At 37.1% G+C, this 334-nt stretch carries 1 protein-coding gene; it reads left to right on the top strand.

Annotation, left to right across the window (positions count from 1 at the left end; translation table 11 throughout):
• Positions 1-334: FAD-dependent oxidoreductase (locus H2O73_RS23545; RefSeq protein WP_182110739.1), on the top strand; the 334-nt coding region annotated here is incomplete at both ends.

The following is a 334-nucleotide window of genomic DNA, read 5'->3' as shown; positions in this document are numbered from 1 at the left end:
AAATCTTGGTGGCGCTTGCCTAAATTGGGGTTGTATTCCTACAAAAGCATTACTGAAATCTGCGCAAGTTTTTGAATATTTAAAACACGCAGAAGATTACGGACTTACAGTTAAAGATGTAGATAAAGATTTTGACGCTGTTGTAAAACGTAGTCGTAATGTTGCAGACGGAATGAGCAAAGGAGTTCAGTTCCTAATGAAGAAAAACAAAATTGATGTTATTGAAGGTTACGGGAAACTAAAAACCGGAAAGAAAATTGACGTTGATGGAAAAGAATATAGCGCAGACCATATAATTATAGCTACTGGTGCTCGTTCTCGCGAATTACCTAGC

It is taken from the genome of Vibrio marinisediminis (assembly GCF_014050145.1).
Classification (GTDB): domain Bacteria; phylum Pseudomonadota; class Gammaproteobacteria; order Enterobacterales; family Vibrionaceae; genus Vibrio; species Vibrio marinisediminis.
Note: the sequence above shows the minus strand (reverse complement) of the source record. Positions and strands in the feature narration are given on the sequence as shown.